This is a genomic window from Variovorax sp. RTB1, from assembly GCF_035018765.1.
GTDB lineage: Bacteria > Pseudomonadota > Gammaproteobacteria > Burkholderiales > Burkholderiaceae_C > Variovorax.
On the sequence record NZ_JASJXG010000005.1, the window covers coordinates 84,432 to 108,997 of the forward strand.

The window sequence follows — 24,566 nt, forward strand, 5'->3', positions numbered from 1 at the left end:
CAGCCCCTCAGGCGCTGCGCTCTGCCAGCGCGCGTGCCGCGGCCACGATCGCATCGGCGCTTACGCGCGACTGCGCTTCGAGCACCGCCGAATAGCCAACGGGAATGCGTGGCGCACCGAGCCGTGCGATCTTGCAACCGGTGGCCTCTGCCGCTGACGCTGCGATCTCGGCACCGAAGCCGGCCGCTTGCACCGCCTCGTGCACGACCAGCAAGCGCGTGGTTCGGGCACACGATGCGAGCAAGGTGTCGCGATCCCACGGCCACAGCGTGCGCAGGTCGAGCAGATCGACCGTCACGCCTTGATCGGACAGCGCGTCGCACGCGGCGGCACAAGCCAGCAGCTGCTTGCCCCAGCTGACCATCGTCAGCGTGTCGCCGCTGCGCCGCCGCGCGGCCTGGCCGAGCGGCACCTCCAATGCAACGTCTACCGGGCCACGTGCGCCCCACAGCGCCTTGTGCTCGATGTAGACCACCGGGTCGCCGCATTGCAGCGCGGCGCGCAGCAGGCTGTAGTTGTCTTGCGGTGTCGACGGGCTCACCACGACCACGCCGGGCAGGTGTGTGAACCAGGCTTCGAGCGACTGCGAATGCTGCGCGGCGGAGGCGTCCCAGATGCCGCCCGGCATGCGCGCCACCAGCGGCACGCGCCCTTGGCCGCCGAACATGAAGCGGTTCTTGGCCGCCTGGTTGACCAGTTCGTCCATGCCGCACAGCGCGAAGTCGACCACGCGCATTTCGACCACCGGCCGCAAGCCCGCGAGCGCCATGCCGACGCCGGCGCCCATGATGGCGGCCTCGCTGATCGGCGTGTCGATCACGCGGTCGGGTCCGAAGCGCTGCTGCAGTCCCCGGTACTGGCCGAAGATGCCGCCACGACCGACGTCTTCGCCGATCACGACGACGTTGGCATCGGCGTCCATTTCATGTTGCACCGCGAGCGCCGCGGCCTCGGCGTAGCTGAGTTCGATCAATGCCATTGGCCGGCTCCGATGGTCTGGATGTCGGTGTAGGCGGCGCTGGGGTCGGGCCAGGGGGCTGCGTCGGCGGCGCTGAGTGCGCCTTCGACTTCGGCATGCGCTTCGGCATCGATGCCGTCCAGCGCAGAGGCGGTGATGCCTGCTTTCAGGCATTGCGCGCGCGCATTGGCGATCGGGTCGGTCTCGAGTGCCGCTGCCAGTTCGGCAGGGTCGCGATAGGCCGCAGGGTCGACCGACACGTGGCCTTTGACGCGGTAGGTGAGCGCGTGCAGCAGGCGCGGCCCGCCGCCGCTTCGCACTTCGGCGACGAGCCTGGCGGCCGCCGCATGCACCGCGAACACATCGTTGCCATCGACCTGCGTGGCAGCGATGTCCATCGATTGCGCACGCGCTGATGCGCCATCACCTGCGGTCATCGGACCGCTCGCGGTGGTGGCGCTCCATCGGTTGTCTTCGCAGACGAACAGTACCGGCAAGCCGTAGACGCGCGCCCAGTTGAGCGACTCCAGAAACGGGCCGCGGTTGATCGCGCCATCGCCGAAAAAACAAACTGTGATGGCATCGCGCTTCTGCAGTTTTTGCGCGTGCGCCGCGCCGACAGCGATGGGCAGGCCCGCCGCCACCACGCCGTTGGCGCCGAGCATGCCGACAGAGAAATCGGCGATGTGCATCGAGCCGCCTTTGCCGCCGTTGAAGCCGGTCGCCTTGCCGAACAGCTCGCACATCATTCGCGTCAGGTCGGCGCCTTTGGCCAGCGTGTGGCCGTGGCCGCGGTGCGTCGAGGTGAGGTAGTCCGTCACGTTCAAGTGCGCGCAGACACCCGCAGGTACCGCCTCCTGTCCGGTCGACAAGTGCAGCGGGCCGCGCACCTTGACGAGGCCTGCTGCCTCTTGCCCATAAGCGCTCACGCCCCCTTGGCTGGCGATCTCCGCCGCGTTCTCGAAAGCGCGAATGCGCACCATCGTGCGGTAGAGCGCACGTCGTTTGTCGTCTGACACCAGCAAATCCATATCGGCTCCAGCGCAGAACCGCCTGCGCAAGCCGGCAGATCGTATCGACCGTGACGTGTGGTCGTGAGCGGGCTTACCCGGCTGACGTGTTGGTGTCAGGGACGACGCAGTCGGTGTGCGACCACCGATACAGGCGCCGATACAGCATGCCGTGCGACACTTTCAACTGGCGTGCAGCCTGCGCGATGTTGCCGCCGTGCGCGGCGAGCGCGTCTTCGATCAGCTTGCGGCTATGGCCGCACAACGTGTCTGCTTCTGAAGGTAATGCGGTTGCAGGAATGATTGGCGTGTTGGCCGGCGTCGTTGTTGTCTTCATCGTTGTTGTCGAAGCGGCTGTCTCTGCAACTTCAATGCCCTGGATCGCACGTCCGGCGTCGGCGATCCGTGCCGCCGGCAGAGGCGCCGCATGCCTGAAGTCGATGCCGTCGCGCCCTTGCCATGTCGCCTGCAGCCAGACCGACAAGCCGCTCGTCAGCCGCACCGGTTGCGGCCCGTTGTTGCGCCCGAGCCGAAGCAACGCGCGCAGGTCGAGTCCGAACAATCGCTCGACATCGCCCGGACCACTCTCATCGCAATGCCGCGGTTGAATCAGGCCCGCACCGGCCGTGTTCATCCATGCCACCGTGCCATCCGTCGCGATACCGGCCAGTCCTTCGAGCGGCGTGCCGAAGAGCGAGGGGCTGGCCTGAAAGCGCAGCACCAGATGGTCGTGCGACTGCGCCTGCAGCAGCCGGTTCTCGATGGTGGTGGCGAAGAGCGAGACCATCGACGCCGCATCGAAACCGAAGCGCCGCGATTCGGCGGTGACGTCGAGCACGCCGGCAAGATGGCCATGCACATCGCGGATGGGTGCGGCGGCGCATTGCATCGTGCTGAGGCAGTCGTAATAGTGCTCGGCACCGTTCACCGTGCAGGCCTGGCCGGTGGCGGCCACGATGCCCGGCGCGCTGGTGCCGATCACGCTCTCGGCGATGTTGATGCCGACGCGCGCGGTCTGTCGCAGGATGGGTTGCTGCGCGGCCGCATCGTGTTGTGTCGCATGCACGATCACGCCGTGCGCGTCGGTCAACAGCACGCGGCAATCGGTGCCCGCAAGGGCGCTTTCCATGCTGTGCAAGTCGAGCTGCGCGGCCGCCAGCAACTCGCGGTTGCGGCCGAGCGTGGCGTGCAGGCGGCTCGGCGTGACGGCATCGAACACCACTGCGCGGCGCGTGTTTTCATGCGCGCGGTTGCAGCGCATCCACGACTGGATCACCGCCTCGCCGACCAGTCCCGAAGGCCGCACGCCTTCTTCGAAAAACTGCCGGCGCGCCAATGCGGTTCGCTCTGCGGCCGTGTTCGCTAAGAGTTGCCAGGGCGCGCGCGTGGTGCGGGTGGTCGTCAAGGGCATGTCCGAATGTGTTCCGCAATGGAACAGTCGTGCTTCAGGGAATTCCCGAAGATGAACAAAGCCGCCGTGCGCGCGATCCTCTGGGTCACAACGACAGGAGACATCACGATGAAGATCCCCCATGCCGTGCGCATGCTCGGTGCGCTGCTGTGCCTGGCCGGCGCTGCCGCCACAGCGCAGAACAAACCACCGACCAAGCCGCCCTCGAAGGTCGACGCTGCCTTCATGCGCGCCAATGCCGCCAAAACGCCCGACTGGCCGAGCTACGGCCTCGACTACGCCGAGACGCGCTTCAGCAAGCTCGACCAGGTCAACGCCGGCAACGTGAAGGACCTGGGGCTGGTCTGGTCGTACGACCTGCAATCGACCCGCGGTGTCGAGGCCACGCCACTGGTGGTCGATGGCGTCATGTACGTCACCGCGTCTTGGAGCGTGGTGCACGCGATCGACGTGCGCACCGGCAAGGCGTTGTGGACTTACGACCCCAAGGTCGATAAGGCGAAAGGTTTCAAGGGCTGTTGCGACGTGGTGAATCGCGGCGTCGCGCTGTGGCAGGGCAAGGTCTACGTTGCGTCTTACGACGGTCGCCTCATCGCGCTCGATGCGGCGACGGGCAAGACGGTGTGGGAGAAGGACACTATCGTCGACCACAGCAAGTCGTACACCATCACCGGCGCGCCGCGCGTGTTCAAGGGCAAGGTCGTCATCGGCAACGGCGGCGCCGAGTACGGCGTGCGCGGCTACGTCACTGCTTACGACGCTGCCACCGGCGACCAGAAGTGGCGCTGGTTCATCGTGCCGGGCGATCCGTCGAAACCGTTCGAAGACGCATCGATGGCCAAGGCTGCCAAGACCTGGGACCCTTCGGGCGAGTACTGGAAAGCGGGCGGCGGTGGCACCGCGTGGGATTCGATCACCTACGACCCGGAACTCAACCTCATGTACGTCGGCACCGGCAACGGCTCGCCGTGGTCGCACAAGGCGCGCAGTCCGGGTGGCGGCGACAACCTGTACCTGGCGTCGATCGTCGCGCTCAATCCGGACACCGGCAAGTACGTGTGGCACTACCTGGAAACGCCCGGCGACAACTGGGACTACACCTCGACGCAGCCGATGATCCTGGCCGACATCAAGATCGACAACAAGCCGCGCAAGGTGATCCTACACGCGCCCAAGAACGGCTTCTTCTTCGTGCTCGACCGCATTAACGGCAAGTTCATTTCAGCGAAGAACTTCACCGAGGTGAACTGGGCGACCGGCTACGGCAAGGACGGCCGACCGATCGGCGTGGCCGCGGCGCGCGACGGCACCAAGCCCAACGATGCGATTCCCGGCCCTTTCGGTGCGCACAACTGGCAGCCGATGTCGTTCAACCCGATGACCGGCCTGGCCTATTTGCCTTCGCAGCACGTCCCGCTCAACCTGATGGACGACAAGGACTGGAAGTTCAATGAAAACGCTCCCGGCCGTCCGCATGCGGCACTGGGCTGGAACACCGCCAAGTTCGCCAATGTGGAGCCACCGACCAGCAAGCCGAGCGGACGTCTGGTCGCCTGGGACCCGGTCGCGCAGAAGGAGGTGTGGGGCGTGGAGCACGTGTCGCCATGGAACGGCGGCACGCTGACGACGGCAGGCAACCTCGTCTTTCAGGGCACGGCCGACGGGCGGATGGTCGCCTACAACGCAAAGACCGGCGACAAGCTCTGGGAAACACCGACCGGCACCGGGATCGTCGCCGCACCGTCGACCTACATGGTCGACGGCAAGCAGTACGTATCGGTCGCGGTGGGATGGGGCGGTGTCTACGGCCTGGCGCAGCGCGCGACCGAGACGAACGGGCCGGGCACCGTCTACACCTTCGCTGCGGGTGGCAACGCGGCCAAACCCGACTTCGTCCAGTACCGAATGGACAAGCTGGTGCAAGGCGTCAAGTACGACCCGGCCAATGTCACGGCCGGCACCTACCTGTACGTGAGCAACTGCGTGTTCTGCCACGGCGTGCCGGGCGTGGACCGCGGCGGCAACATTCCCAATCTCGGCTACATGAACTCGAGCTACATCGAAAACCTCGACAAGTTCGTCTTCCATGGCGCTGCCATGGAACGTGGCATGCCCGACTTCACCGGCAAGCTGACGATGGAAGACGTCGAGAAAATCAAGGCGTTCATTCAAGGCACGGCCGATGCGATCCGGCCGAAGTAGTTGCGCACACTGAGGGCGCGCGCAACACGCTAGTCGGCGTACGCGCCGGCGGCCTTGATGATCGGGCCCCACTTGGCGATCTCGGCAGCCACGAACTTCTTGTGGTCTGCCGGCTCGACGCGCTTGTCGGCCATCACAACGGCGCCGAGGTCCTCTTCGCGCTTGATGAAAGCGGGGTCTTTGAGCGCGACTTTCAGTGCCTCGTTGATCTTTTTGGTCACTTCCGGTGGGGTGCCCTTGGGCGCATAGAGCCCGTGCCAGATGGTTACCTCGAAATCCTTGAGGCCCGACTCGGCGAGCGTCGGCAGGCCTTTGAGCGCCGGGGTCGTCAGGCGCTTGGGCGTGGTCACTGCATAGGCCTTGACGGTCTTTGCCGTGATCTGGCCGGTGGTGTTGGTGGTCTGGTCGCATAGCAGGTCGATTTGGCCGCCCATCAGGTCCGCGATGGCCGGCGCGGTGCCTTTGTAGGGCACCGGCGTCATCTCGACCTTCATTGCACTCTGGAACAAGAGGCCACAGAGTTGCGATGCGGCACCCAGCCCGGCGTTGCCGAGGTTGATCTTTCCCTTGTTCTGGCCGATCCAGGTCTGCAATTCCTGAAAGTTGTTGGCCGGCAACTGGGGCTTGCCTATGAGCGTCATCGGCACCTCGTTGATCATGCCGAGGTAATCGAAGTCGGTCTCGACGTTGAACGGCAGCTTGCGGTAGAGCGCAGGCATCGTCGACATGCCGATGTGGTTGAGCAGCAGCGTGTAGCCGTCAGGGGTGGCCCGCGCCACCTTGGCGGTGCCGATGGAACTGCCCGCGCCCGCCACGTTGTCGACCACGATGTTGGTGCCGAGCGGCTTGGCAAGGGCTTCAGCGAGGTCCCGCGCCACGCGATCGGTCGGGCCTCCGGCGGCAAACGGCACGACGATGGTCACCGTCCTTGCGTTCGGGTAGGTCTGGGCATGCGTGGCAACGGCGGTCAGTGCCATCGCGGCGATCGCAAACAAGGTCTTCATGGGTGTCTCCCGTATGAAAAACGCCGATGGTATCGGCTGACCAGACCCTGACCTATACCGACTAGCCCTTAGTTTGGTGCTCGGCCACGCGCTTCGTGCGCCAGCACTTTTTGCAGCGCCTGCTCGAAGGACGTACGTGCGGCGCCAGCCACTGCCGTCAGATGTTTGTGCAATGCGGCATCGGCGGCGTTCGACGAGGCGCAATCCACGCTGTAGCGTTCGAATCCGGCGAGTTGCAGCGCAATCTCGGCCACATGTCGGAGGCACTCGCATGCGATCGTCGAAGGGCGCTCGGCAAATTCAGTCAGTTTTTCGTCACTGAACCGTCGCGGCGCAGCGTGCCATTCCATGTTGACGGGCAATGCGGTGTCGGACTCGTTTCGCATCAGTTGCGAAAGATCGCGGGCGGTGGCGGGTTCACGGCGGACCCTTACACCGACCTTGCGCAACGCCTCGACAGTGCCCTCGGCGGTGAAGTTGTAAAGGACTGCCGTCGTGCCGGCGTTGAGGGACTTGGCGAGCGCCAGCACGCGATCGACCGATGCGGGTTGCAGCGATGCGAGCCGGACAAGCAAGACGTCGATGCTGCCTTCAGCGGTCGGATGCAGCTCGGCTTGGTCCAGGTCTTCGTAAACCGCCCGCAACTCGTACCCCATGACCGACTCGAGTTTGTGCGCCGCACTGCGACCGACGACGACAACGCTTCGAGTCGCGACCGGAGCACCTGAGATGGCGATCGAAACCCCCTCGCCGAGCGACTGGAGGGCAGCGAGCTCGAGGTTGGCGATCGTTCCGATGGCGTGCCCGTTGTGGGTGAGTTGTCGAAGCAACTTGAGACGTGACACGTCATGGCTCGAATAAAGGCGCTGCCCGGTCGACGTTTTCGATGCCGACACCACGTCGTAGCGGCGCTCCCAAACGCGAAGTGTTGCTACCGGCAGCCCGGCCAGGCGCGCAGCCGTTCCGCTTCGAAGGCTTGCATTTGGCGTGGGGTCGATGGGGTCAGTGTTGAGCGGCATGGTCGAGAAGTTGAAGAGGCTATTGCCTACACATCATAGCGAAAGAATGAAGTGGATTTGAATCGCTAATCTATAAGATACGTGCAAATAGCGTGTCATAAACCGCACGTGACAAGGTTATCTGGCTAATATTCGATTCAAGAAGTGTTCAAAACAGGTGCAAATATGACTCAAGAGAACGTTGTCACACAAAATGAAGTGGTTGTGTACTTCGATGGCGCGTGTCCGGTTTGCTCCAGCGAGATCGCTTACTACCGCCGTCAACCGGGTGCGGACACGTGCCAGTGGATCGACGCTTCGAACTGCGCAGACACGGATCTCGGGCCAGGCCTGACCCGCGCTGCCGCCTTGAAACGCTTTCACGTGCGCCGGCCCGATGGAACGCTCGCGGACGGTGCCCGCGGCTTCGGCGTCTTGTGGCAAGCACTGCCCCGCACAGCGTGGCTGGGGCACATCGTTTCGTTCGGTCCGATGCCCGTCGTGCTCGATTTCGCTTACCGCGGATTTCTGGCGGTCCGCCCGCTCTGGCGCAAGACGCCGTCCGAATTGCCCGCGACCTCGGCGACCCCGGTCGACACCACCAACGAGCACGCGGGCGAACCGCGTCCGGTGCAAAGCGGCTCGGGCGCCTTTGGTGCACTAGTTCGCCGTCTCTGATTCACCTTCCATCTCCAAAAGGAAAAACCGATGTCAAGCCGCAAAATTCGTCCCGCCATCGCGGTCATTGGGGCAGGAATAGCCGGGACGTCCTGCGCCGCGGCGCTCCTGCGTGCCGGGCACGACGTCACGTTGTTCGAAAAATCGAACAACGTCGGCGGTCGAATGGCCACCCGACGCGTTCAATGGACCGACGCTTCCGGCGTCGAGAGGTCGACCGATCTCGACCATGGAGCGCAACAGTTCAGTGCGCAAAGCCCGCGGTTCCGGGCGGTCGTCGCTCGCGCAGAGGCGGCTGGGCAAGCCGAGTTTTGGCAGCAGCGGGTGTATGCGGCGTTCCCCGAGCCGAGGATGCGGCTTCGGGTCATGCCGGTTCCCGACATGCCTTCGTTCTGCCGAAACCTTCTCGGCGGCGTGCCCATGCGCATGGGCCAACAAGTGCAAAGGCTGCAGCGGGGGGTCGATGGTTGGCGCCTCGTATTTTCGGACGGCGAGTCGGCTGGATTGTTCGACCATGTGATGCTGGCGATGCCGCCAGCCCAGGCCGCGCTGTTATTGGCGGGACACAAGGACGATTGGGCCGATGCACTTGCAGCCGTTCCCATGACGCCATGCTGGACGCTGATGGCCGTCACTGACGATGTAGATTGGCCCTGGGATGCCGCCGAGCCGGAAAACGGCCCCCTCGCAGTGGTGACGCGCAACGACCGCAAGCCGGGTCGCGACGGCGCTGCCGGCTGTGCCAGTTGGGTAGCCCACGCCACGGCCGCCTGGAGCGAGGCGCATCTGGAAGACGATCCCAAAGCCGTCGTGCAGATGTTGCGTGCTGCACTCACCGCGTTGATGCCTCCGGATTCGCAGCGCGAGTGGCAGCATGTAGGCGTGCATCGCTGGCTGTATGCCTCACTTGGACAGCCATCGTCGGGTCGCTCCGAATGCTGGTGGGATCCGGTGATCGGCCTGGGCGTTTGCGGAGATTCATTCGGCGCAGGCACTGTCGAGGCGGCCTGGCGTTCCGGCGACGAGCTTGCAGACGCGGTGGCTGCCAGCCTCGACACGGAACTGATCGTGGCCGAGGAGATCCCGCAAGTGATGGCGCGGGTCCGGATTGCGCAAGAAATCCATTGAACCCCGGCGGCGGCGCGGCTTACTTGTAGCTGCGCGCGTCTTCGATCACCTTGCCATCGTTCGGAAGACTGTTCGGCGTTACGCATTCGACCGCACCGCGCAGCTTCGTGACTTCGCGAATCGTTTCTGCCACTCGCGCTTCGAGACCTTCGGGTGCGCCGTCGCACTCTAGCTTGAGCGTCATGCGGTCGTCGCCCATCTCGCCTTCGACCACCAGACGTGCGCGCTGCACTTCCGGGAATCGGCGGGCAATGTCTGCCACTTGCGAAGGGTGGACGAACATGCCGCGCACTTTGGTGGTCTGGTCGGCGCGGCCGAGCCATCCCTTGATGCGCTTGTTGGTGCGGCCGGTGGGGCAATCGCCGGCCAGCACTGAAGACAAGTCGCCGGTGCCGAAGCGCACCAGCGGATAGTCTCGATTGAAGGTGGTCACCACGATCTCGCCGACCTCGCCATCGGGCACGGGGTCACCGGTGCCGGGCCGCACGATCTCCACCAGCACGCCTTCGTCGAGCACCAGGCCTTCGCGCGCGCTCGTCTCGTAAGCGACCAGGCCCAGGTCGGCCGTTGCGTAGCACTGCGTGCCGTGCACTCCGTGCGCATCGATCCAGTCGCGCAGGCTGGGTGGAAAGGCCTCGCCCGAGACGAGCGCTTTTTTGAGTCTGGGGAGCGGCGTTTTCAGCTCTGCAGCCTTCTCGAGAATGATCTTCAGGAAGCTCGGCGTGCCAATGTAGCCCTCGGCCTGCAGATCGACCATCGCGTCGACCTGCTGCTCGGTCTGGCCGATGCCGCCGGCAAACACCGTGCAGCCCATCGCGTGCGCGCCGCTTTCCATGATCGAGCCCGCAGGGGTCATGTGATAGCTAAAGCAGTTGTGCACCAGCTCTCCGCTGCGAAAGCCCGCCGCATGCAACGCGCGTGCTGTCCGCCAGTAGTCGCGCGCTTCGCCTTCGGGCTCGTAGATGGTACCGGGGCTCGCGAACACGCGCGGCATGCGCGAGCCACGCGCGATGGCCGCGAAGCCGCCGAACGGGTCGTTCGCGCGTCGTTCTTTCTGCAGCGCGAGCAGTTCCGATTTGCGTGTGACCGGCAACCGGGACAGCGCTTCGCGCGACGTGATGTCGGCCGGCTTCACGCCATCGAGAATCTTCGCAAAGGCCGGCGCTGCAGTCTGCGCCTGCATAATCTGTTTGGGCAATGCAGCGAGCAAGTCGCGCTCGCGTTCGGCCGGGTCGCGCACTTCGAGCGCGTCGTAAAAATCTGTCGTCATGCCAACCACCGCTTTCTGCGCTTGTAGCTCTTCACGTCGCGAAAGCTCTTGCGGTCTGCGCCACCGACGCCGAGGTAGAACTCCTTGACGTCTTCGTTCTCGCGCAGGCTCTTCGCCTCGCCGTCCATGACGATGCGGCCGTTTTCCAGGATGTAGCCGTAGTCGGCGTAGCGCAGTGCCATGTTGGTGTTCTGTTCGGCGAGCAAAAAGGTCACGCGCTCTTTTTCGTTCAGGTCTTTGACGATGCCGAACACCTCGTCGACGATCTGCGGCGCGAGGCCCATCGACGGTTCGTCGAGCAGCACCATGTTCGGTGCGGCCATCAGCGCCCGGCCGATGGCACACATCTGTTGTTCACCGCCCGATGTGTATGCGGCTTGCGAAGAGCGGCGCGTTTTCAGGCGCGGAAAATACGCGTAGACCTTCTCGAGCGTCTGCGCTATGGCGGCCTTGCCGTCGGTGCGTGTGTAGGCACCCGTCATGAGGTTCTCTTCGATAGTCAGGTGCGCGAAGCAGTGGCGGCCTTCCATGACCTGCACCAGCCCGCGCTTGACCAGGGCCGAGGGCGACAGCGCTTCGATGCGCTCGCCGCGCAGCTCGATGGTGCCCTTGGTCACCGCGCCGCGCTCGGCTACCAGCAGATTGCTCACCGCCCGCAACGTGGTCGTCTTGCCGGCACCGTTGCCGCCGAGCAGCGCCACGATGCCGCCCTCGGGCACCTTCAGCGACACACCCTTCAGCACGAGGATCACGTGGTTGTAGATCACCTCGATGCCGTTGACTTCGAGCAGCGGCTTGGCCGTCGGTGCAATGGATGTGGCTGAAGATTCCATGGGCGTTCCTTACGCGGTAGTTCGCTGTCGCTTGGAAGCTTGCAGCCTTAGCTGCAAGAACGCGCCTTGACGTTCTTGTCCTTGGCGTACTTTTCGGAGAATTCCTTGACCAGCGGGTCGATGAACTTCTTGTCCGACTGGTACCAGTCGGACTTGTTCTCCCACTTGCTGCCGTCCCACGTCACGATGCGCGCCCAGTCGGTGCCCATGTGGTTGCTGCAGGATGTCTTGACCGGCCGCATGATTTCGCCGAAGCCCAGCGCCTTCAGCTTGTCGGCCGTGAGGTCGAGGTTTTCATAACCCCAGCGCACCTGCTCCGACGTCAACGCCTTTCCCTTGCCGTACTTTTCCTGCGCGGCGCGAATGGCCTCGACCTGCAGCATCGAGATCATCATGCCGCGCGTGTGCGCCAGCGTGCCGACGCCTTCGGCCGCACCGGTGCCCTGACCCTTGTCGTAGACGAACTTCCTGAGGTCGTCCTGCACCTTGTCCTTGGCTGCGCTGTTGTGGATGGTGATGGCGTTGTAGCCCTTGGCGCCGGCGCCGATGTCCTTCACGTCGTGATCGGACCCGGCCCACCAGATCGCGTACATCTTCTCGCGCGGGAAGCCGCTGGCCTGTGCTTCACGGATGCCGGCGGGCGTCATCACGCCGGCCGACCAGAACAACACGTAGTCGGGCTTCTGTTGGCGAATCTGCAGCCAGACCGACTTTTGCTCGACGCCGGGCGGCGTGACCGGGAACAGCGAGAGCTCGAAGCCTTCGGCTGCGGCGCGCTTTTGCAGCAGCGGGATCGGCTCCTTGCCGTAAGGCGAGTCGTGATAAACCAGCGCGATCTTCTTGCCCTTGAGGTTGCCTTTTTCTTTCTTGGCGATGTCCTGGATCATCACGTCGGCAGCAGTCCAGTAGGTGCCGAGCAACGGAAAGTTCCACTCGAACACCGTGCCGTCGACCGACTGCGACAGGCCGTACCCGGGCGTCTCGATCGCCACCTTGTCTGCGTAGGCCTTGTCGGTGACGGCGAAGGTGATGCCGGTCGATTGCGGATCGAAGCCCGACGCGCCGGTGCCCTTGCCCTTCAGACGCTCGTAGCACTCCACGCCCTTGGCCGCGTCGTACGCCGTCTCGCATTCTTCATACGTGAGCTTGACGCCGTTGACGCCACCATCACGCGCATTGACGAGCTTCAAGTAGTCCTGTTTGCCGTCGGCCCATGGAATGCCCAACGGAGCGAACTGGCCGGTGCGGTACACCAGCAGCGGAACGAACTGTTCGGCCGTCTGCGCCTGGGCAATCGAGGTCGCAGCGACCATCGACAGTGCCGCGACGGCAAAGGCCGCGGTGCGAGCGAAGTTCATCAATCTCATGGCTTGTCTCCTTTTATTGAGCACATAAAAGTGCAGGGTTGGAACGACGTTGAAAACGGTGAGTGAGCGGGTTCAGTGCGGTCAATGCGGGAAGGGCCACAGCCGCAGCTTCTGTCGCGCCGTCGACCACAGCCGCGCCAGTCCGTGTGGCTCGACGATCAAGAAGAAGACGATCAACGCGCCAAAAATCATGTGCTCCAGATGCGACGCCGTGGCGGTCGATATCGACAGGCCGAGCCAGTGCGGCACGTAGTTCAGGAGCAGCGGCAGCATCACGATGAAGGCGGCGCCAAAGAAGGCGCCGGCAATCGAACCGAGTCCGCCGATGATGATCATGAAGAGCAGCTGGAACGACTTGTCGATGCCAAAGGCAGCCGGCTCCCATGCACCCAGATGCACGAAGCCCCACAGCGCACCGGCCACGCCGACGATGAAGCTGCTGACCGCAAACGCAGTGAGCTTGGCGTACACCGGGCGAATGCCGATAACGGCCGCGGCCACGTCCATGTCGCGCATCGCCATCCACTCGCGGCCGATGGCCCCACGCACCAGGTTCTTGGCGAGCAGGCCGAACACCACGACGAAGCCGAGGCACAGCAAATACTTCTGCACCGGCGTGTTGAATTCGAAGCCCAGCATCTGCAAGGTGCGCACGCTGACCGAGCCGGAAGACGAGTCGTTGGTGACCCACTTCACCCGGTTGGTGAACCAGTCGATGAAGAACTGCGCAGCGAGCGTCGCGACCGCCAGGTACAGCCCGCGGATGCGCAAGCTCGGTATGCCGAAGAGAACGCCCAGCACCGTGGCCGCCAGCCCGCCGCCGAGGATCGCGATCAACAGCGGCATGCCGTCGACGCGCGCCTGCAGGTTGAAGGCCGCGTAAGCGCCAATCGCCATGAAAGCGCCCGTGCCGAGCGAGATCTGTCCACAATAGCCGACCAGGATGTTGAGCCCGATGGCCGCCAGCGCGAGGATCAGGAAGGGAATGAGCACCGCGCGAAAACTGTAGTCGCTCACCGTAAGCGGCACCACGACGAACGCGATGACCGCAAGCGCCAGCATCGCCCAGCGGTCTTGCGCGATCGGGAACAGCGCCAGGTCGGCACGGTAGCTGCTCTTGAATTGACCGTTTTCTCTGTAGAACATAGTGGCGGTTTCGTCAGACGCGGTCGATGATCTTGTCGCCGAACAGACCTTGCGGGCGGATCAACAGAACTGCGAGCGCAAGCACATAGGCGAACCAGTTTTCGATGCCGCCGCCGAGGTACGAGCCCAGATAGATCTCTGAAAGCTTCTCGCCGACGCCGATGATCAGCCCGCCGATGATGGCGCCGGGTACCGAGGTAAGGCCACCGAGAATCACCACCGGAAACGCCTTCAGCGCGACCAGCGAAATCGAGTACTGCACGCCGAGCTTGCTGCCCCAGATCACGCCCGCGACCAGCGCGACGATGCCGCCGACCGACCACACGATGACCCAGATTCGGCCGAGCGGAATGCCGATCGACTGCGCCGCCTGATGGTCGTCGGCCACGGCGCGCAGCGCGCGACCGGTGCGCGTCTTCTGGAAAAACAGGGTGAGCAGAATGACCAGCGTTGCCGCAGCGACCGCCGAGTACATGTCTTCCTTGTTCAACAGCAAGCCGCCTTCGAAGATGTTCTCCAGCACCAGCAGCGGATCTTTCGGCATGCCGACGTCGATCTTGTAAGTCGCACTGCCGAAGATCAGCTGGCCTGCGCCGTCGAGCACGTTGCCGATTCCGAGCGTCGCCATCAGCAGGGTGATGCCCTCCTGGTTGACCAGCCGCCGCAACGCGAAGCGCTCGACCAGCCAGGCGACGCCGACCATGCACAGGGCCGCTGCGATGAACGCCAGGATGTTGGCCAGAACCAGGCTGCTGAAGCCGAACCACAGCGGGAACCATTCGGAGAACCGTGCCATCGCCAGCGCCGCGAACAACACCATCGCACCCTGCGCGAAGTTGAAGACGCCGGACGCCTTGAAGATCAGTACGAAGCCCAGCGCGACCAGGGCGTAGAGCATGCCGACCATCAGGCCGCCGAACAGGGTCTCAAGAAAAAAGCCCATGTCAATGTTCCACGCCCAGGTACGCCCGGATCACGTCTTCGTTGTTGCGCACTTCGTCCGGCGTACCGTCGCCGATCTTCTTGCCGTAGTCGAGCACCACGAGGCGGTCGCTGATGTCCATCACCACGCCCATGTCGTGCTCGATCAGCACGATGGTCGTGCCGAACTCGTCGTTGACGTCGAGGATGAAGCGGCTCATGTCCTGCTTTTCTTCGACGTTCATACCGGCCATCGGCTCGTCGAGCAGCAGCACCTGCGGCTCCATCGCCAGCGCGCGGCCGAGGTCGACGCGCTTCTGCAAGCCGTAGGGCAGCTGCCCCACCGGCGTTTTGCGAAACGGCTGGATCTCCAGGAAGTCGATGATGCGTTCGACGAATTCGCGCTGCTCCAGCTCTTCGCGTTCGGCCGATCCCCAGCCGAACGGATTGCGAAATGCTTGCGCGAGCAGGCTGCTCTTCATCTTCAGGTTGCGGCCCGTCATGATGTTGTCGAGCGCGCTCATGCCCTTGAAGAGCGCCAGATTCTGGAAGGTGCGCGCCACGCCCATTTCGGCTACCTGGCGCGAGTTCATGTGCGTGAAGGTCTGGCCGCGAAAGGTGATGGAGCCTTGCTGCGGCTGGTACACGCCGTTGATGCAGTTGAGCATCGAGCTCTTGCCCGCGCCGTTCGGCCCGATGATGGCGCGCACCTCATGCTCGCGCACATCGAAGCTGATGTCCGTCAACGCCTTCACGCCACCGAAGCTGAGCGAGATGTTCTGCACGTCGAGGATGACCTCGCCGACTTTTCTATTTGCTTGCCCGGGGCGGCCCGGCGCGGCGCTCATGCAGCCGCCTTCACTGCAGCGAACCGCTTCGCATCGACGATCTGCAGCGTCGCGCTGACCGATCCGGTGCGGCCGTCTTCGAACTTCACTTGCGTCTCGATGAACTGCTCTGTCTTGCCCGTGTAGAGCGCCTCGATCAGCACCGCGTACTTCTCGGCGATGAAGCTGCGCCGCACCTTGCGGGTGCGAGTCATCTCGTCGTCGTCGGGGTCGAGTTCCTTGTGCAGCACCAGGAAGCGCGCGATCTGCGTGTCGGCCATGCCGGGCTCGGATGCGAGGTCTGCGTTCACCTTGCCGATGCAGTCTGCGATGAGCGTCAGCACCTCGGGCTTTCCGGCCAGGTCCACGTAGCCGGCATACGCCAGGCCGCGTCGTTCAGCCCAGTTGCCGACCGCTTCGTAGTCGATGTTGATGAAGGCGCAGACCGTTTCGCGCGCATCGCCGAAGCACACCGCTTCCTTGATCTGCGGAAAGAACTTGAGCTTGTTCTCGATGTAGTTGGGCGCGAACATCGCGCCACCGGCCATGCGACCCACATCCTTGGCGCGATCGATGATGCGCAGGTGGCCTTCGCTGTCGAGCACGCCGGCATCGCCGGTGTGAAAGTAGCCATCGGCATCGAGCACTTCGGCTGTCGCGTCGGGCCGCTTGTAGTAGCCCTGCAGTACCGACACGCCGCGCACCAGCACTTCGCCGTTGTCGGCAATGCGCAGTTCCATGCCGGGCGCTGCGGTGCCGACGGTTTGCAGCTTGACCTTGCCGTCCTGCTGCATGCAGACGTAGGCGCAGGTTTCGGTCTGGCCGTAGAACTGCTTCAGGTTGACGCCGATCGAGCGATAGAAACGAAACAGGTCGGGCCCGATGGCGGCGCCCGCGGTGTACGCCACGCGGATGCGGCTCATTCCCAGCACGTTGCGCAGCGGCCCGTAGACCATCAAATTACCGACCGCGTACAGCGCGCGGTCCGTCGCACTGACCGGCGCGCCGTTGAGGATGTCGGCACCGACGCGTTGCGCTAGCGCCATGAACTTGGCATACAGCCATCGCTTGGGCGCGGCCGCGTCTTCCATGCGGATCGACACGGCGGTGAGCAAGCCTTCGAACGTACGCGGCGGGCCGAAGTAATAGCTCGGCCCGATCTCGCGCATGTCGTTCATCACCGTGGCCGCCGACTCGGGACAGTTCAGCGTGAAGCCGCCGACCAGCCATTGCGCCACCGAAAAAAGATGGTCGCCTACCCACGCCATCGGCAGGTAACTCATGATGTTGTCGCCGGGGCCGAGTTTGTCGCTCACCACGCCGCCCTGACCTGCGGCGATGAAGCTCGCATGCGTCTGGCACACGCCCTTGGGCCGCCCAGTGGTGCCCGAGGTGTAGAGGATCACGCCGACATCGTCGGCATTGCCACTCGCCACCGCGGCGTCGAAAAATCCCGGATGCGCCGTGTCGAAAGCACGGCCCAATTCGCGCAGTTGCTCGTAGCCGATCAGCCCCGGCTGGTCGTAGTGACGCAGGCCTTTGGGGTCGTCGTAGATGATGTGGCGGATCTGCGGCAGGTCGGGTTGCGCGGCCAGCTTGCCTTGCTGGATCTCACGGCACTCCAGCAGCTTGTCGACCTGCTCCTGGTCTTCGACGATGACGAACTCGATCGACGCGTCTTCCAGCATGAAGACCATCTCGGTCGCGACCGCGTCCTGATAGAGCGGCACCGGCACGCCGCGCAGGCTTTGCGCCGCGACGACCGCCATGTACAGGTGCGGCCGATTCGCGCCGACGATGGCGAGGTTATCGAAGGTCTTGAAGCCGAGGCTCGCGAGGCCGCAGGCGATTTCACGCACCTCCTGCGCGGTCTCGCGCCAGGTCCAGGTCTGCCAGATGCCCAGGTCTTTCTCGCGCACTGCCGGCGCGTCGGGCCGCGCTTTCGCATGCGCCTGCAGCAGGCGGGGAAAGGTGGGTGGCTTGGACGCCGGAGCGAGCAGCGAAGCGGTGGAAAGGGTCGGCACAGTGGGCCGGATCGTAGGCGCCACTTTGACGCCGGCTTGTCGTTCCAACGACAATCTAAGGGACAGTACTCCCCGGACTTTCCCGATGAAGCCCAGCCCATGACGATCGGCAACAACGCCAGCAGCGGCTCGATTCGCGACACGGTTCGCGCCGCGCACCCGCACGAGCTCGACAATATTCCGTGGCTTCACACGCTCACGCCGGCCGAGCGAAAGCGTGCCGAAGCAGCCGTGGTGGTCGGCGATGCCGATGCCGGCGAATTGGTGTGCCGCGTCGGCCGCTCGCCGACCTATTGGTTCGGCGTGGTCGAGGGGCTGCTCAAGATGAGCAACGACAACGCCGACGGCACCTCGATGACCTACAGCGGACTGCCGCCCGGCGGCTGGTTCGGCGAAGGCACCGTGATGAAGCGCGAGCCGTACCGCTACAACATCCAGGCGCTGCGACGCAGCCTCGTCGCCGGCCTGCCGATCGACGAGTTCCACTGGCTGCTCGACCACTCGATCGGCTTCAACCGCTTCGTGATGAACCAGCTCAACGAGCGGCTCGCCCAGTTCATCGCCGCGCGTGAGGCCGACCGCCTGAACAACCCCGACGCCCGCGTCGCCCGCAACCTGGCCGCGCTGTTCAACCCGGTGCTGTTCCCGGGTGTCGGCGAGCTGCTGCGCATCACGCAACAAGAGCTGGCGTACCTGATCGGCCTGTCGCGCCAGCGGGTGAACGAGGCGCTGCGAACGCTGGAAGGGCAGGGCGCCATTCGGGTGGAGTACGGCGGTGTGCGGGTGACCGATCTGATTGCGCTGCGCGCGGGCGGCCTGCCAGGGACGCGCTGGCCAGTGAAGACGGCAAAGCCGGTCAGTTCAACCCATGCGATTCACCCGATGCCGCCCAAAGCCCGCTGATCCCCGCCGTCCGTCCACGCTCACTACACTGCAATCCCGCCTTGCGCGTCTTCGCTTTTTGCCCGCTGCCCTCATGGAAATTCTTGTCCTGGTGATCCTGATCGCCGTCACCGCCTGGGTCCTCAAATCGAAAGAACAGGCCCGCCGCATCGCCCTCCTGGGCGGCCAGCTCGGCAAGTACCAGATCGAAAAGCTGATGGAGAACCTGACCGAGGGCTACATGCGATGCCTCGCCGAAGACGATGCCGAGCGTCGCGATCAGATCTGGAGCATGTTGAACACAGCCGAGGCCGCGCTGGCCGATCAGTTCGGCCGCTTTGCCGCCGGCTTCGGGCGCATCGACGAGGCGCAAACCCGTACGAGCAAGCTGCCGCTCGCGCTGCCATTGGCCGACCGGCTTTTCCCCAACGCGACCTTCGATGCACGCAAGGCCTTTGCCATTCACGCGCAGGGCATTGCCGACGCGGCCAGCAACGCGCTCGGCCAGACTCCCAAGCGCAAAGCCTTCACGATGTCGGCGGAACTGTTCTTGATGCAGCACACCTGCCACTGGTTTTGTCGCTCGAAGTCGGTGGCCTCGGCGCGGTTGCTGGCACGGCACCAGACCTCGTATGCGCTGGCGCTCGATTCGGTCGCGCCGGCCACGCGCAAGGCTTACCAGGCGCTTGTCGGCGGCTGACGGGCGCTTGACCGGCCGTCGGCTGGGCGTCGAATTTCACCGTCGCGTCGACTTTGTCACGCAATGTTTCCGATGAGTCGCGCGATGATGGCGCCATGCTCAGAACCGCTGCACTCCTGATCACGCCGCTGGTGACCCTGGCGCTCGTCTACTGGCTCGGCTTCCTCGCGCTGATCGGCTGCGTGGCGCTGGTGTTTTGCGTGATCTGGTTTTCCAGCGCCAGCAAGAACGTGATGGCGGGTCGTCCGGAGGACGTCGACACGCAAATCGCCGGGCCGACGACTTTCATGGCGGGCCTCTAGCGCCAAGTCGCTTTCCGATGCTGCGGCCCTTCGGGCTGCGCGCGACAATCGCTCCTCAAGCGATCCGCAAAACGAGGTCGCACCCACTTTTCAGTCTCTGCGCCCCACTTACTTTCATGTCCTCTTCCGATAAGCCGTCATCCGGTGCCGTCAAACTCGAAGGCGCGGGCGATGCCTTGCTCGCCGCCAATGCGCAAATCGAGGTGATGTTCGAGCAGCTCCAATCGCTGAACGAACTGCTCGCCAAGCCGCTCGACCAGATCCTCGCCGAGCGCGACAAGTTCAAGGAAGCGGCCGCTGCCTGGGATGCTTTTGCCGCCCAGTGGGTGCTCTCGCAGCGCGCCATGAAGCGTGTTGCGCTCGATCTGGCAGTCGACCAGGGCGTCACCGAAGAAGAGGTCGTCGCTCGCGCGATGGCCTATGCCAACGAGGTGCTCAACGGCGACGAAGTCGACCTCGGCGGCACCATCGCCGAAGCGCAGCTGGCGCACATCGGTCGCCATCGCGCGTTTCTTCGCAAACAATTCCGCCCATCCTGACAACGCTGATCCCGCCTACGCTTTTGGAGCCGTCATCGCCACCGCCAAATCCCTCGCCACCGACGAATACAAGCTGTTCCCTTCACCGCGGAACGTGCATCGCGCCGTGTTCGAGCACCAGGTTTTCCTGCCGTATCCGTACATGCTGATCGACATGGAAAGCTATTACCTGAAAGGCCGCTACAGCCTCTTCGCGGCCTGCCGCCTGGTCGACAACAAGATGGGCCAGCTCGTCACGCTCGAAGACGTTGCCGACGAGGTCAAGTTCAAGAGCAAGTTCGTGCCCGACTGAGCGCTCCACGGCCACCGCAACAAGATTTACAACGAAGGAGACAACACCATGTTCCAGACCGCTCTCATGACCGGCCAGCGCATCCTCGTCACCGGGGGTGGTACCGGCCTCGGCAAGTCGATGTCCGAAAAGTTTTTGGCGCTCGGCGCCGATGTCGCCATCTGCGGCCGGCGTCAGTCGGTGCTCGAAGAAACCGCGGCCCAATGGCGCAAGGATTTTCCGGAGCGGCGCATCGACACCTTCGGCGTCGACATCCGCAATGCGCAGGCGGTCGATGAAATGGTCGAGAGCCTGTTCGAAAGCGGCGGCCTTACAGGCCTGGTCAACAACGCCGCCGGCAACTTCGTCGCACCGACCGAAAGCCTGTCGCCACGCGCCTTCGACGCCGTCGCCAACATCGTGTTCCATGGCAGCTTCTACGTGACGCAAGCCGTCGGCAAGCGGTGGGTCGCACAGGCCAAGTCCGGCGAGTGGAAAAAGGGCAGCCCGTACCGCAGCGTGATGAGCATCATCGTCACCTGGGTCGACAACGGCGGTCCGTATGTCGTGCCTTCGGCCATGAGCAAGGCCGGCATCGAGGTCATGACCAAATCGCTGGCGATCGAATGGGCGCGCTACGGCATTCGACTCAACGCCGTCGGCCCGGGCGAGATCCCGACCGAGGGCATGAGCAAGCGCCTCAATCCCGGCGAAGAGCCGGGTGAGCGCTCCAAGGCCAGCAACCCGATGGCGCGCGTCGGCGAAATGAGCGAGTTGCAGAACCTCGCAGCCTTCCTGATGGCACCGGGCCAGTGCGACTGGCTCACCGGCCAGTCGATCATGATGGACGGTGGCCAGGCCGCGGCCACTGGTGGCAACTTCTACGAGCTGCGCCAGTGGAGCGATGCCGACTGGATCGCGGCCCGCGAGCGCATCGAAGAACAGAACGCCAAAGACAAGCTGCAGCGCTGAGGGCGCGAAAGAATGTTTGTCGCTGCGACGGCGGGCGAGCGATGCCCTAAGTAAAAACCCGTTAGGTCGACATCGGTTTACTCGGTACTCTGTATACAGAGTTCAAAGTAAGTGATGTCAATGCCACTGGTTCAGATCCCCGCCGCACCCGACCTGGTCGATCAGGTCTATCGGGCGCTGCTCGACGCCATCAGCAGCGGCTCGCTGGCGCCGGGCGAGCGGCTCACCCAGGAGGACATCGCGCGCCGCCTGAACGTTTCGCGCCAGCCGGTGCTGCAGGCGTTGCGACTGCTCAAGAAAGACGGTTTCGTGCACGACGCGCCGGGCCGAGGCGTGTGGGTGGCACCACTCGATGCCGAGTGGATGCGCAAGGTCTATCAGGTGCGCGGCGCCCTCGACATGCTGGCTGCGCGGCTGGCCGCAGAGCAGCGCTTGCGCATCGACCCCAAGCTGATCGAGCGCGGCCGGCGCGCCGCGCGCGGGCTCAGCGTGGAGGCCATGCTCGATGCAGACATGGCGTTCCACCAGGCGATCTACGTCGCATCGGGCAACGCGTTGATTGCGCAGAGCGCCGACCTGCACTGGCGCCATCTGCGACGTGCCATGGGCGCGGTGCTGCAGGCAGCGACGCAGCGCGAGTCGCTCTGGGACGAACACGAATCGATTGCCGATGCGATCGCAGCCGGCGACGCCGACGGTGCCGCGCAGCTCAGCAACGACCACGGCGCGCAGGCCAGCGCCAACCTCGGCCGGCGCCTTGCCGAACGACTGAATAGCCCGGCCCTTTCCACTTCAACCACCGCACTTTCCGGAGACATACGATGAAGCTCACACCCGAACAACGCTCGCAATTCGATCGCGACGGCTACTTGTTCTTTCCCGGTCATTTCACGCCCGAAGAAACTCGCACCCTGACCGAGGCGGTGCCGGACCTGTACAGCCGCCGCGAGGCATTCAACGTGCGAGAAAAAGGCAAGGATGCCGTGCGCACCAACTTTGCGGCGCACCTGATCAGCGAGCCTTTCGCTCGCCTGGCGCGCCACCCACGGATGGTGGGGCCGGTGACCGATCTCTTCGAGGAAGAGGTCTACATGCACCAGTTCAAGATCAACGGAAAGATGGCCTTCGAGGGCGACGTGTGGCAGTGGCACCAGGACTACGGTACCTGGCTCAACGACGATCTGATGCCGACCGAGCGTGCCATGAACGTGGCGATCTTCCTGGACGACGTGAGTGAATACAACGGCCCGTTGATGTTCATCCCGGGCAGTCACAAGAAGGGCGTGGTCGATGCCAAGCACGACCTCACCACCACCAGCTACCCGCTCTGGACGGTCGACCACGACCTGATCCGGCAACTGGTCGATCGCGCCGGCGGCAAGGACGGCGGCATCGTCTCGCCCAAGGGCCCGGCAGGCTCGATGATCCTGTTCCACAGTTGCCTGGTGCACGCTTCGGGCAGCAACCTGTCGCCGTTCAACCGTGTCGCGGTGTACTTGAGCCTATGCGCGGTCAGCAACCATATTCGTCGGTTCAAGCGGCCCGAGTTCATCGCGCAGCGCGACTTCACCCCGATCGCGATGCTGCCAGATGACTGCCTGCTCAAGCCCTACCCGGTCGACACGCCGTGGCAGCACGGCTTGCCAGAAAGCGCGCTGCAGACGTCGCTCGACGTCATCGACGAAGCCACCACCGCCTGAAAGGAAGCGTGATGAGCCTCCACTCCAAACTCCAGCAACGCGAAGCCGAAGGCCGTCCGATCCGCATCGGATTGATCGGCGCCGGCAAATTCGGTTCGATGTACCTGGCGCAGATTCCGCGAACGCCCGGCATTCATCTGGTCGCCATCGCCGACCTCTCGCCCGACGCGGCGCGTGCCAGCCTGACGCGGGTCGGATGGGACCCGGCACGCACGCAGGCGCGCTCGGCCCAGGAGGCGCTGAAGACCGGCGCCACCTGGATCACCGACGACTGGCAAGCCGTCACGCGCAACGCCGGCATCGATATCGTGGTCGAGTGCACCGGCAATCCGGTCGCGGCAGTTCAGCACTGCCTGGATGCCTTTGCGCACGGCAAGCATGTGGTCAACGTGACGGTAGAGGCCGATGCGTTCTGCGGCCCGTTGCTGGCGCGCAAGGCGCAAGACGCCGGTGTGATCTATTCACTGGCGTTCGGTGACCAGCCCGCCTTGATCTGCGACCTGGTCGACTGGGCGCGTACCTGCGGCTTTCCGGTGGTGGCGGCCGGTCGCGGCCACAAGTGGTTGCCGCACTTCTCGGAATCGACGCCCGAGACGGTCTGGGGCAACTACGGCCTGACGCCCGAACAGGCCGAGCGAGGCGGCCTCAACCCGAAGATGTTCAACAGCTTTCTCGATGGCTCCAAGCCGTCGATCGAAAGCTCCTCGGTGGCCAACGCCACCGGTCTTTTCGTGCCGTCCGACGGGTTGCTCTATCCGCCGGCCAGCGTGGAAGACATTCCGGTCGTGACGCGGCCGAAAAGCGAAGGCGGCGTGCTGGAGCGCAAGGGCATGGTCGAAGTCATTTCGTCGCTCGAGGCCGATGGCAGGCGCATCCCTTACGACATCCGCATGGGCGTGTGGGTCACGGTCGAGGCCGAGACCGATTACATCAAGAACTGCTTCGAGGAATACAACGCGCACACCGACCCTAGCGGTCGCTACTTCACCCTGTACAAGCGCTGGCACCTGATCGGGCTGGAGGTCGGCGTGTCAGTCGCCAGCGTCGCGCTGCGCGGCGAGGCCACCGGTGTCGCGACCTGCTGGAACGCCGACGTGGTGGCGACCGCCAAGCGCGACCTGATGCCGGGCGAGATGCTCGATGGCGAAGGCGGCTACACCGTCTGGGGCAAATTGCTACCGGCCGATCGTTCATTGCGAATGGGCGGGCTGCCGCTGGGTCTGGCCCACAACGTCAAGGTGCTGCGGCCGGTCAAGAAGGGCCAGAGCCTGAGCTGGGCCGACGTCGCGATGGACATGTCGACCGACGCCTACAAGCTGCGAGCGGAAATGGAGTCGATGTTCGCGCTGCCCGACGCCAAGGTCGCCTGAGCGGGTGCTTGGGAGCGAACAGGATTCCAGCCGTGTCGGGCCCTTCATCCAGT

The 24,566-nt window shown here is 64.3% G+C and carries 24 protein-coding genes; 12 read left to right on the forward strand and 12 right to left on the reverse strand.

The window, feature by feature from the left end; translation table 11 throughout:
• Positions 1-7: 7 nt before the first annotated feature.
• The 3 genes from QN397_RS05565 to QN397_RS05575 form a co-directional block, all read right to left on the reverse strand.
• Positions 8-979, reverse strand: coding sequence for an alpha-ketoacid dehydrogenase subunit beta (locus tag QN397_RS05565; RefSeq protein ID WP_323500311.1), 972 nt, complete (start codon positions 977-979; stop codon positions 8-10).
• Positions 970-1,989: a thiamine pyrophosphate-dependent dehydrogenase E1 component subunit alpha gene (locus QN397_RS05570; RefSeq protein ID WP_410003071.1), complete on the reverse strand. Its 1,020-nt coding sequence runs from the start codon at positions 1,987-1,989 to the stop codon at positions 970-972. The genes QN397_RS05565 and QN397_RS05570 overlap by 10 nt, the downstream gene beginning before the upstream one ends.
• A 73-nt stretch (positions 1,990-2,062) precedes the next feature.
• On the reverse strand, positions 2,063-3,373 hold the full coding sequence (locus QN397_RS05575; protein ID WP_323500312.1) for a GAF domain-containing protein: 1,311 nt from the start codon (positions 3,371-3,373) through the stop codon (positions 2,063-2,065).
• A 114-nt stretch (positions 3,374-3,487) separates the two neighbouring features.
• Between QN397_RS05575 and QN397_RS05580 the strand changes: the two genes are divergently transcribed.
• Entirely contained in the window at positions 3,488-5,581 is a 2,094-nt protein-coding gene (locus QN397_RS05580; RefSeq protein WP_323500375.1) for a PQQ-dependent dehydrogenase, methanol/ethanol family, read from the forward strand.
• 29 nt (positions 5,582-5,610) lie between these two features.
• On the opposite strand, the gene QN397_RS05585 is transcribed toward QN397_RS05580, so the two are convergent.
• Together QN397_RS05585 and QN397_RS05590 are read right to left on the reverse strand one after the other, a co-directional pair.
• Entirely contained in the window at positions 5,611-6,585 is a 975-nt protein-coding gene (locus tag QN397_RS05585) for a tripartite tricarboxylate transporter substrate-binding protein (protein ID WP_187054124.1), read from the reverse strand.
• A gap of 68 nt (positions 6,586-6,653) precedes the next feature.
• Positions 6,654-7,604: a MerR family transcriptional regulator gene (locus QN397_RS05590; protein ID WP_323500313.1), complete on the reverse strand. Its 951-nt coding sequence runs from the start codon at positions 7,602-7,604 to the stop codon at positions 6,654-6,656.
• A 144-nt stretch (positions 7,605-7,748) separates the two neighbouring features.
• On the opposite strand from QN397_RS05590, the gene QN397_RS05595 reads away from it, so the two are divergent.
• Both QN397_RS05595 and QN397_RS05600 read left to right on the forward strand, forming a co-directional pair.
• Complete coding sequence (locus QN397_RS05595; RefSeq protein WP_323500314.1) at positions 7,749-8,261, forward strand: DUF393 domain-containing protein; 513 nt, start codon at positions 7,749-7,751, stop codon at positions 8,259-8,261.
• A gap of 30 nt (positions 8,262-8,291) precedes the next feature.
• Positions 8,292-9,389, forward strand: a complete 1,098-nt coding sequence (locus tag QN397_RS05600; RefSeq protein WP_323500315.1) for an NAD(P)/FAD-dependent oxidoreductase — start codon at positions 8,292-8,294, stop codon at positions 9,387-9,389.
• Positions 9,390-9,408: 19 nt separating this feature from the next.
• Here the strand turns inward: QN397_RS05600 and QN397_RS05605 are convergent, their stop codons facing one another.
• The 7 genes from QN397_RS05605 to QN397_RS05635 form a co-directional block, all read right to left on the reverse strand.
• Positions 9,409-10,659 carry a phenylacetate--CoA ligase family protein gene (locus QN397_RS05605; RefSeq protein WP_323500316.1) on the reverse strand — a complete coding sequence of 417 codons (1,251 nt, stop codon included), beginning with the start codon at positions 10,657-10,659 and terminating at the stop codon, positions 9,409-9,411.
• A complete protein-coding gene (locus QN397_RS05610) occupies positions 10,656-11,492 on the reverse strand; it encodes an ABC transporter ATP-binding protein (protein ID WP_323500317.1) in 837 nt (278 codons plus the stop codon). The genes QN397_RS05605 and QN397_RS05610 overlap by 4 nt, the downstream gene beginning before the upstream one ends.
• A gap of 47 nt (positions 11,493-11,539) precedes the next feature.
• The gene (locus QN397_RS05615) at positions 11,540-12,805 is read right to left on the reverse strand and encodes an ABC transporter substrate-binding protein (RefSeq protein ID WP_323500376.1); all 1,266 of its coding nucleotides are present in this window, start codon (positions 12,803-12,805) and stop codon (positions 11,540-11,542) included.
• Positions 12,806-12,940: 135 nt separating this feature from the next.
• A complete protein-coding gene (locus QN397_RS05620) occupies positions 12,941-14,005 on the reverse strand; it encodes a branched-chain amino acid ABC transporter permease (RefSeq protein WP_323500318.1) in 1,065 nt (354 codons plus the stop codon).
• Positions 14,006-14,018: 13 nt separating this feature from the next.
• Positions 14,019-14,948: a branched-chain amino acid ABC transporter permease gene (locus QN397_RS05625; RefSeq protein ID WP_187054132.1), complete on the reverse strand. Its 930-nt coding sequence runs from the start codon at positions 14,946-14,948 to the stop codon at positions 14,019-14,021.
• A 1-nt stretch (position 14,949) separates the two neighbouring features.
• Positions 14,950-15,774, reverse strand: a complete 825-nt coding sequence (locus QN397_RS05630; RefSeq protein WP_187054133.1) for an ABC transporter ATP-binding protein — start codon at positions 15,772-15,774, stop codon at positions 14,950-14,952.
• Entirely contained in the window at positions 15,771-17,753 is a 1,983-nt protein-coding gene (locus QN397_RS05635; RefSeq protein ID WP_416352311.1) for an AMP-dependent synthetase/ligase, read from the reverse strand. The genes QN397_RS05630 and QN397_RS05635 overlap by 4 nt, the downstream gene beginning before the upstream one ends.
• A 123-nt stretch (positions 17,754-17,876) precedes the next feature.
• On the opposite strand from QN397_RS05635, the gene QN397_RS05640 reads away from it, so the two are divergent.
• The 9 genes from QN397_RS05640 to QN397_RS05680 all read left to right on the forward strand — a co-directional run bounded on the left by QN397_RS05640 (position 17,877) and on the right by QN397_RS05680 (position 24,513).
• The gene (locus tag QN397_RS05640) at positions 17,877-18,680 is read left to right on the forward strand and encodes a Crp/Fnr family transcriptional regulator (RefSeq protein ID WP_323500319.1); all 804 of its coding nucleotides are present in this window, start codon (positions 17,877-17,879) and stop codon (positions 18,678-18,680) included.
• Positions 18,681-18,753: 73 nt separating this feature from the next.
• On the forward strand, positions 18,754-19,359 hold the full coding sequence (locus QN397_RS05645) for a hypothetical protein (RefSeq protein WP_187054136.1): 606 nt from the start codon (positions 18,754-18,756) through the stop codon (positions 19,357-19,359).
• 95 nt (positions 19,360-19,454) lie between these two features.
• On the forward strand, positions 19,455-19,661 hold the full coding sequence (locus tag QN397_RS05650; RefSeq protein ID WP_323497109.1) for a hypothetical protein: 207 nt from the start codon (positions 19,455-19,457) through the stop codon (positions 19,659-19,661).
• 116 nt (positions 19,662-19,777) lie between these two features.
• Complete coding sequence (locus tag QN397_RS05655; protein WP_323500320.1) at positions 19,778-20,200, forward strand: hypothetical protein; 423 nt, start codon at positions 19,778-19,780, stop codon at positions 20,198-20,200.
• A gap of 34 nt (positions 20,201-20,234) precedes the next feature.
• The gene (locus tag QN397_RS05660) at positions 20,235-20,492 is read left to right on the forward strand and encodes a hypothetical protein (RefSeq protein WP_323500378.1); all 258 of its coding nucleotides are present in this window, start codon (positions 20,235-20,237) and stop codon (positions 20,490-20,492) included.
• Positions 20,493-20,540: 48 nt separating this feature from the next.
• Positions 20,541-21,443, forward strand: coding sequence for an SDR family oxidoreductase (locus QN397_RS05665; RefSeq protein WP_323497107.1), 903 nt, complete (start codon positions 20,541-20,543; stop codon positions 21,441-21,443).
• A gap of 114 nt (positions 21,444-21,557) precedes the next feature.
• Positions 21,558-22,268 carry a GntR family transcriptional regulator gene (locus QN397_RS05670; RefSeq protein ID WP_323500321.1) on the forward strand — a complete coding sequence of 237 codons (711 nt, stop codon included), beginning with the start codon at positions 21,558-21,560 and terminating at the stop codon, positions 22,266-22,268.
• Positions 22,265-23,143, forward strand: a complete 879-nt coding sequence (locus tag QN397_RS05675) for a phytanoyl-CoA dioxygenase family protein (RefSeq protein WP_323500322.1) — start codon at positions 22,265-22,267, stop codon at positions 23,141-23,143. Before QN397_RS05670 ends, QN397_RS05675 begins: the two co-directional genes overlap by 4 nt.
• Positions 23,144-23,154: 11 nt before the next feature.
• On the forward strand, positions 23,155-24,513 hold the full coding sequence (locus QN397_RS05680) for an NAD(P)H-dependent oxidoreductase (RefSeq protein WP_323500323.1): 1,359 nt from the start codon (positions 23,155-23,157) through the stop codon (positions 24,511-24,513).
• The last annotated feature ends 53 nt before the right edge of the window (positions 24,514-24,566 follow it).